Below are 7,459 nucleotides of genomic sequence, written 5' to 3' on the forward strand. Positions count from 1 at the left end.
CAGGCTCTGCTGTCTGAATGAACAATATTTGTTCGAATGTATGGGGTTGTTCAAAGTATAAACACTGATGCGTCAGCCCTGCTGTAATAGGGACTATTCTGCTCTCGCACAGTGTCAGCGCGAATGATTTAACCGTTGGTTTTTCACAAATAGGCTCCGAATCCGGTTGGCGGGCGGCGGAAACCTCGGTGGCCAAGAGTGAAGCGGAAAAACGCGGCATCACCTTGAAGATCGCCGATGCCCAGCAGAAGCAAGAAAACCAGATCAAAGCCATCCGCTCCTTTATCGCCCAAGGGGTGGATGCCATCTTCCTGGCCCCCGTGGTGCAGACCGGTTGGGAGCCTGTATTGCAGGAGGCCAAAGAGGCCGAGATCCCGGTATTCCTGCTCGACCGCAATATCACGGTCAAAGATGATTCGCTGTTTATGACCGGTGTCGCCGCTGACAGCGTGCATGAAGGGGCCGTGGCCGCCGACTGGCTGATCAAGACCCAGGCCGGTCAACCCTGCAACGTGGTCGAGCTGCAAGGCACGGTCGGTGCCAGCGTGGCGCTGGAGCGTAAACAGGGCTTCCTGGATACCGTCGCCACAGTGCCCACGATCAAGATCATCCGCACCCAGTCCGGGGACTTTACCCGCAGCAAGGGCAAGGAAGTCATGGAGAGCTTTATCAAGGCGGAAAACAACGGCAAGAACATCTGCGCCGTCTACGCCCACAATGACGATATGGCGATCGGCGCCATCCAGGCCATCAAGGAAGCCGGACTGAAGCCGGGCAAAGACATCAAGATCATCTCCATCGACGGCGTACCGGACATCTTCAAGGCGATGATCGCCGGCGAAGCCAACGCCTCGGTGGAACTGACGCCGAATATGGCGGGCCCGGCTCTGGATGCCCTGCTGGCATTCAAGAAAGACGGCACCCTGCCGCCCAAGCACATCAAGACCGAGTCCGTGCTGTTTGAACCGGCGACCGCCCAGGCCCAGCTCGATCTGAAAAAAGACATGGGCTACTGATTTAGCCCTAGCCCCCATCACAACCACGTCCGCGTCCCGACTGCTTAGGGCTGTCGGGATCCGGATCGGGAGGTCACCCTTGTCGGCTCACTCTGTGGTCCTCAGTGCCAACGGCATTTGTAAAAGTTTTCCCGGCGTCCGCGCGCTGCACCAGGTGGACTTTTCCCTGCGTCGCGGCGAGATCATGGCGCTGCTCGGTGAAAACGGCGCCGGTAAATCCACCCTGGTCAAGACCCTGACCGGGGTCTATCAACGGGATGCCGGTCGCATCGAACTCGACGGCGTCGCCATCAATCCCACCGATACCGCCCACGCCCAGCAGCTGGGGATCGGCACCGTCTATCAGGAAGTCAATCTGCTGCCGAACATGTCGGTGGCGGACAACCTGTTTATCGGTCATGAGCCGCGCCGTTTCGGCTTCATCGACCGCCGGGCCATGGAGCGCCAGGCTCGCGCCATCATGGCCGGTTACGATCTGGATATCGATGTCAGCCTGCCGCTGGGTCACTACTCGGTGGCCATGCAGCAGATCGTCGCCATCGCCCGCGCCATTGCCCTCTCGGCGCGCATTCTGATCCTCGATGAACCCACCGCCAGCCTGGATACCCAGGAGGTGCAGATGCTGTTCACCCTGATGCGGGATCTGCGCGCCAAGGGCATCAGCCTCATCTTCATCACCCACTTCCTGGATCAGGTCTACGAGGTGTGCGACCGCATTACCGTGCTGCGCAACGGCGAGCTGGTCGGTACCCGCGACACCAGCGAGCTGCCCCGCATCGAGCTGGTGAAGATGATGCTGGGCCGCGAGCTGGACGATAACGCCTTGCGCCGGGCCGGGAAGACGGTGCGCAGCGAGCGCCCTATAGTCCGCTTCGAAGGCTATGGCAAGAAGGGGGTCATAGCGCCCTTTTCGCTGAGCGTCGCGCCTGGGGAAATCGTCGGCCTGGCCGGGCTGCTCGGCTCCGGTCGCACCGAGACCGCCGAGGTGATGTTCGGCATTCGCCCCGCCGACAGCGGTGAGTGCCAGGTGCGCGGCAAGGTGGTCTCCATCCGCTCGGCACGCAAGGCCTCGGCCAATGGCTTCGGCTTCTGCCCGGAGGATCGCAAGCTCGATGGCATCATCGCCTCGGCCTCGGTGCGCGAGAACATCATACTGGCGCTGCAGGCTCAACGGGGCTGGTTACACCCCATCGCTCGCCGCGAACAGGAGGAGATCAGCGCCCGCTTCATTCAGCAACTGGCGATCAAGACTCCGAGTGCCGAGCAGCCGATCGGCCTGCTCTCCGGCGGCAACCAGCAGAAGGTGTTGCTGGCGCGCTGGCTGCTGACCAAACCGCAATTTTTGATCCTCGATGAACCCACCCGGGGGATCGATGTGGGTGCCCACGCCGAAATCATCCGGCTCATCGAGACCCTGTGTGCCAACGGACTGGCGCTGCTGGTGATCTCCTCCGAGCTGGAGGAGCTGGTGGGTTATGCCGACCGGGTGATAGTGCTGCGCGATCGCCGGCAAGTCGCCGAGCTGGAGACCCAGGAGTTATCCGTCCCCGCCATCATGAACGCCATTGCCAATGAGGCCTGACATGCTTGCATCCTTACTGCTTCGGCCGGGACGTAGCCCGGCGTTCACGCTGCCCACCGGCACCGCCCAGCTGGCCGCCCTGCTGTGCGTGCTGCTGATCAACAGCCTGGTGGCGGACCACTTCTTTGCCATCACCCTGCAGGATGGCCGCCTGTTCGGCAGCCTGATCGACATCCTCAACCGCTGTGCGCCGACCGCCCTGCTGGCGCTGGGCATGACGCTGGTGATCGCCACCGGCGGCATCGATCTGTCGGTGGGCGCCGTGATGGCCATCAGTGGGGCCACCATGGCCACCCTCGCCAGCCAAGGCTATAGCATCCCGATGATCCTGCTGGCGGTGGTCGGGGTCGGCGCCCTGTGCGGATTGTGGAACGGTCTGCTGGTGGCGGTGTTCCGCATCCAGCCGATTGTCGCCACCCTGATCCTGATGGTGGCCGGACGGGGTATCGCCCAACTGCTGACCGAGGGACAGATCATCACCTTCACCAACGAATCACTGGCCTGGATCGGCAGCGGCTCCCTGCTGTGGCTGCCCACCCCGGTGGTGATCACCCTGGTGATGGCGCTGCTCATCTGGCTGCTGACCAAGAAGACCGCCCTCGGGCTGTTTATCGAAGCGGTGGGGATCAACATCCGCGCCGCCAAGAATGCCGGGCTCAACACCCAGGCGGTGGTGACCAGCAGCTATGTGCTCAGCGGCATCCTGGCGGCGATTGCCGGCATGATAGTGGCGGCGGATATTCGCGGTGCCGATGCCAACAACGCCGGGCTCTGGCTGGAGATGGACGCCATCCTGGCCGTGGTCATCGGCGGCACCTCGCTGATGGGCGGCCGTTTCAACCTGCTGCTGTCGCTGATCGGCATCCTCATCATCCAGGCGGTGAATACCGGTATCCTGCTCTCCGGTTACCAGCCGCAATGGAACCAGATCGTCAAGGCCGTGGTGGTGCTGACCGTCCTCATCATGCAATCCCCCGCCATCAGCCAACGCTTCAAGGGAGGTTCCCGCCATGTTTAAACGTAACCTGCCACTGTGGATCACCATAGCCGTATTTGTCGCCGGCTATCTGTTCTGCATGACGGCGTTTCCGGCCTTTCTGTCGACGCGGATCATCTGCAATATCCTGACCGACAACGCCTTCTTAGGGATAGTCGCCGTCGGCATGACCTTCGTCATCCTCTCCGGCGGCATCGATCTGTCGGTGGGTGCCGTCATCGCCTTTACCGGGGTGTTTCTGGCCATGCTGATTGGCCCCCTGGGCGTCAGCCCGCTGCTGGCGATCCCGCTGGTGCTGGTGATGGGCGCGGCCTTCGGTGCCGGCATGGGCTGGCTCATCGACACCCTGAAGATCCCGGCGTTTATCATCACGCTGGCGGGGATGTTCTTTTTGCGCGGGGTCAGTTTTCTCATCTCCGAGCAGTCACTGCCCATCGACCACCCGACCTTTGCCTATCTCTCCAGCCTGTCGTGGAAGATCATCGGTGGCGGCCGCCTGAGCCTACTGGCGCTCATCATGCTGGCGGTGGTCGTCTGCGGCATCATTCTGGCCGGACGCACCCGCTTTGGTCGCAACGTCTACGCCATCGGCGGCAACGCCACCTCGGCGGCGCTGATGGGAGTACCGGTGCGGCTGACCACCATCCGCATCTACCTGCTCTCCACCACCCTCTCGACCCTGGCCGGAATCGTATTTGCCCTCTACACCTCGGCCGGTTATCCGCTGGCCGCCATGGGGGTTGAGCTGGATGCCATCGCCGCCGTGGTCATCGGTGGCACCCTGCTCACCGGTGGCGTCGGCACCGTGCTGGGCTCACTGTTCGGGGTCTTTATCCAGGGCTTGATCCAGACCTATATCAACTTCGACGGCTCGCTGAGCTCCTGGTGGACCAAGATCATCATAGGCGTGCTACTGTTTGCCTTTATCGCCCTGCAGCGCCTGCTGATCACCCTCTCGGAGCGGCGAGAGGCGGCGCACGGGCATTGAACCGGTTCGGCCTCCGGTGATCCAGGATCACCGGGGCCGTTTCATCCAGCCCGGCACGGGCAATAGACCAAGCTGACCTTCACCGCATACCTGTGACTTATTCACTCCAGACAGACAAGAAAACCAATCACAACAGCAAATGGCTCACATTTACCCGCTATGGCGGGTAAAATGCAATTTACCGCCTACAGCCGGTAAATGTTGATTTACCCGCCATAGCGTGTAACTATCAATTCAACGGCTCTAACCGGTAACTCTGCCCATGAAAGTAACCAATTCGAAACAGCTCAGTGCATATCTGAAAGATATTCGCCAGACCCGGAAGCTCTCTCAGGGCAAGGTGGCCAGCAAGGTCGGGATCCGGCAAGACACTGTCTCGAGTTTCGAGTTGAATGCCGATTCCACCAAGCTGGAGACCCTGTTCAAGATCTTGTCGGCCCTAGAATTAGAGCTGGTGATCCAGCCGCGCAATTCACCACCGGGGGTTGCGGAAGACAACTCCAGTGGCTGGAAGGAGGAGTGGTGATGGCAGCACTTGACGTCTATATGAACGGTTATCGGGTGGGACTGTTTAGCAAGAGTCCTGCCGGGGCTCATTACTTCCAATATGATGCTGCATGGCTAGCGCTACCAGGCAGCCGCCCTATCTCGCTCTCCATGCCGTTGCGTCATCAGCCCTATCGGGGGGATGAGGTCTACAATTTTTTCGATAACCTGTTACCGGATAATCCGCAGATCCGACAGCGCATCCTCGCCCGCCATCATGCCGAATCCACACAACCATTTGATCTACTAGCAAAAATAGGACAAGACAGCGTCGGGGCTTTGCAGCTGCTACCCGAAGGTTCCCCGGCAGGCAATATCAGAACCATCGCCTGCAAGCCCTTGGCGGATGAGGAGTTGGAGCGAGTCTTGACCGGTTATCTGGCGGATGCCCCCTTGGGGATGCTGGCCGAAGAAGATGATTTTCGTATCTCCATCGCCGGAGCCCAGGAGAAGACGGCGCTGCTCAGACAGGGGGAGCGCTGGTATCTGCCACAAGGCTCAACGCCCACAACACACATCATTAAATTGCCCATTGGCCAGATCGAGAGTCACTCCTTCACCATAGATCTCTCTGACAGTGTGGAAAATGAATATCTCTGCACCCTGATCGCCCACGAATTCGGGTTGGCCGTTCCGCACTGTTTCATGATGCGTGTCGGTACCGTAAAAGCCTTGGCCGTCGAGCGTTTCGATCGTCAATACTCCTCGGATCACAGCTGGATCATGCGGCGGCCACAAGAGGATTTTTGCCAGACCCTGAATATACCGTCAGCGGCCAAGTATGAAAATCATGGCGGCCCAGGCATTACTAACATCATGAATATATTGTTGGGTTCGGCAAACGCCGAGCAGGATCGCTATGCCTTTATGCAGGCACAAGTGCTGTTTTGGCTGCTGGCGGCGACCGACGGTCATGCCAAGAATTTTTCGTTGTTTATCGAAGCGGGAGGGAGCTATCGACTCACCCCGTTTTACGACATTCTCTCCATGTATCCGGTATTTGGCGGGCGGGGGTTCCATCCCCGAGATGCCAAACTTGCCATGGGGCTGACTGGATCCAGGGGCAAGAAGTACAAGCTCGAACAGATCTTCCCGCGTCACTTCTTCCAGACCGCCAAAGCGGTGGGCTTTGACCAGGCGGCGATGGCCGCCATTCTGACCGGGTTTGCCAACGCCACCGACCAGGTAATAGCGCGAGTCAGGGAACAGCTCCCCGCCGACTTCCCGGCCCCGATCCGCGATGCCATCCTGGATGGGCTCCACAACCGTGCCCAACGTTTGACCACTGGCTGGGAATAAGTTGTCGGCAATCAAATTCGCTGGTTGCCGACTCTTGCGGACCCTTGCCAGATATGGTCGACGCCGCAGTTCTGTAGGTCTGATTAGCGCAGCGTAATCGGACGCATGGTTTTTGTAGCGCCTCGGCTATCGACGCCACCGGTTTTGTCTTGGACTTAACTATGGGCATGACCCGATATTTTCGACTTTAAATAACCGCTCATGCGTGCGATTATGCTGGCGCTAATAACCTACATGATCAGAATTATTAGTTGTTTTCAGCCGAGACTCACAGTTGTCTACGATATGTCCCACTAAATTATGAATGTCATCGCCAGAATACTCTAGAGTTTCAAGCACCCATGGGAAACGAGAGAAATGTGAAAACATCCCATATTCTCGCTGCGTTGAGACAATTACAGGCTGAACAGGGACTGATGGAAAGTTAGGTACTATTTTCGTTAATTCTTGAGGAATGCTTCTTGGGTCTGATATGTCAGCAACAACAAATTTAGCTAACGATGCCAGAGTCATAACAGTTTCTGTAATGTCTCTATTTTTGGGGCCATCAAAATCGAAGAGCACTGGTAAGTAATCTCTTCTTTGTAGCTCATGCTTTATTTGATCAAGGATGATTTTCCTATCTTCAGAAAAGCAACCTAGAATTAACACCACTTTTGATGTAATTGAATCTATCACATCACGAATTTTAGAGTTATTAACTAATAGCGATATGAATTGAGCAAGTTCAATACTAGGAACAGTAATGCTTCGATCATTATCTGAGATGTAAATGTTTTGTTGGCGGCTTCCATCCAAAATAAGATCCCATGCAGATATTCCGTAGACACATGAACCATCAATTACTGTGTTTGATAAGTCTGTTTTTACTAAACTCATATGACTCAAATTTGTAGAAATTAATCTTGAACCCCAAAAGCTAAATAACCGTTCCGAAATGTAGATCATTTATCCGGGAAAGAAGGGAACTCGGCGTCGTTTGTGCGATCTGATTAATCGCCAAACCAATCAAACGACAAACGAGCCGAGCC

At 57.4% G+C, this 7,459-nt stretch carries 7 protein-coding genes; 6 read left to right on the forward strand and 1 reads right to left on the reverse strand.

The annotated features are described in order from the left end of the window. Nucleotides 1-86 precede the first annotated feature (86 nt). The 6 genes from ytfQ to ACYVG7_RS11600 all read left to right on the forward strand — a co-directional run bounded on the left by ytfQ (nt 87) and on the right by ACYVG7_RS11600 (nt 6,428). On the forward strand, nt 87-1,016 hold the full coding sequence (ytfQ, locus tag ACYVG7_RS11575) for a galactofuranose ABC transporter, galactofuranose-binding protein YtfQ (RefSeq protein ID WP_460883271.1): 930 nt from the start codon (nt 87-89) through the stop codon (nt 1,014-1,016). A 79-nt stretch (nt 1,017-1,095) separates the two neighbouring features. Continuing rightward, nucleotides 1,096-2,598: a galactofuranose ABC transporter, ATP-binding protein YtfR gene (gene ytfR / locus ACYVG7_RS11580; RefSeq protein ID WP_460883265.1), complete on the forward strand. Its 1,503-nt coding sequence runs from the start codon at nt 1,096-1,098 to the stop codon at nt 2,596-2,598. Between the two features lies 1 nt (nt 2,599). Further along, entirely contained in the window at nt 2,600-3,616 is a 1,017-nt protein-coding gene (gene ytfT / locus ACYVG7_RS11585; RefSeq protein WP_460883266.1) for a galactofuranose ABC transporter, ATP-binding protein YtfT, read from the forward strand. Continuing rightward, a complete protein-coding gene (gene yjfF / locus ACYVG7_RS11590; protein WP_460883267.1) occupies nt 3,609-4,583 on the forward strand; it encodes a galactofuranose ABC transporter, permease protein YjfF in 975 nt (324 codons plus the stop codon). Before ytfT ends, yjfF begins: the two co-directional genes overlap by 8 nt. Nucleotides 4,584-4,845: 262 nt before the next feature. After that, nucleotides 4,846-5,109, forward strand: coding sequence for a helix-turn-helix domain-containing protein (locus tag ACYVG7_RS11595; protein ID WP_460883268.1), 264 nt, complete (start codon nt 4,846-4,848; stop codon nt 5,107-5,109). Continuing rightward, a complete protein-coding gene (locus tag ACYVG7_RS11600; RefSeq protein ID WP_460883269.1) occupies nt 5,109-6,428 on the forward strand; it encodes a type II toxin-antitoxin system HipA family toxin in 1,320 nt (439 codons plus the stop codon). The genes ACYVG7_RS11595 and ACYVG7_RS11600 overlap by 1 nt, the downstream gene beginning before the upstream one ends. Before the next feature lie 222 nt (nt 6,429-6,650). Here the strand turns inward: ACYVG7_RS11600 and ACYVG7_RS11605 are convergent, their stop codons facing one another. Then, nucleotides 6,651-7,307, reverse strand: coding sequence for a hypothetical protein (locus ACYVG7_RS11605; protein WP_460883270.1), 657 nt, complete (start codon nt 7,305-7,307; stop codon nt 6,651-6,653). Between the last annotated feature and the right edge of the window lie 152 nt (nt 7,308-7,459).

It is taken from the genome of Pseudaeromonas pectinilytica (assembly GCF_054780855.1).

What these genes read in the sequence shown, in the direction of transcription:
- ytfT (WP_460883266.1), top strand. Translation starts at nt 2,600, where the DNA reads ATGCTTGCATCCTTACTGCTTCGGCCGGGACGTAGCCCGGCGTTCACG.
- yjfF (WP_460883267.1), top strand. Translation starts at nt 3,609, where the DNA reads ATGTTTAAACGTAACCTGCCACTGTGGATCACCATAGCCGTATTTGTC.
- ACYVG7_RS11595 (WP_460883268.1), top strand. Translation starts at nt 4,846, where the DNA reads ATGAAAGTAACCAATTCGAAACAGCTCAGTGCATATCTGAAAGATATT.
- ACYVG7_RS11600 (WP_460883269.1), top strand. Translation starts at nt 5,109, where the DNA reads ATGGCAGCACTTGACGTCTATATGAACGGTTATCGGGTGGGACTGTTT.
- ACYVG7_RS11605 (WP_460883270.1), bottom strand. Translation starts at nt 7,307, where the DNA reads ATGAGTTTAGTAAAAACAGACTTATCAAACACAGTAATTGATGGTTCA.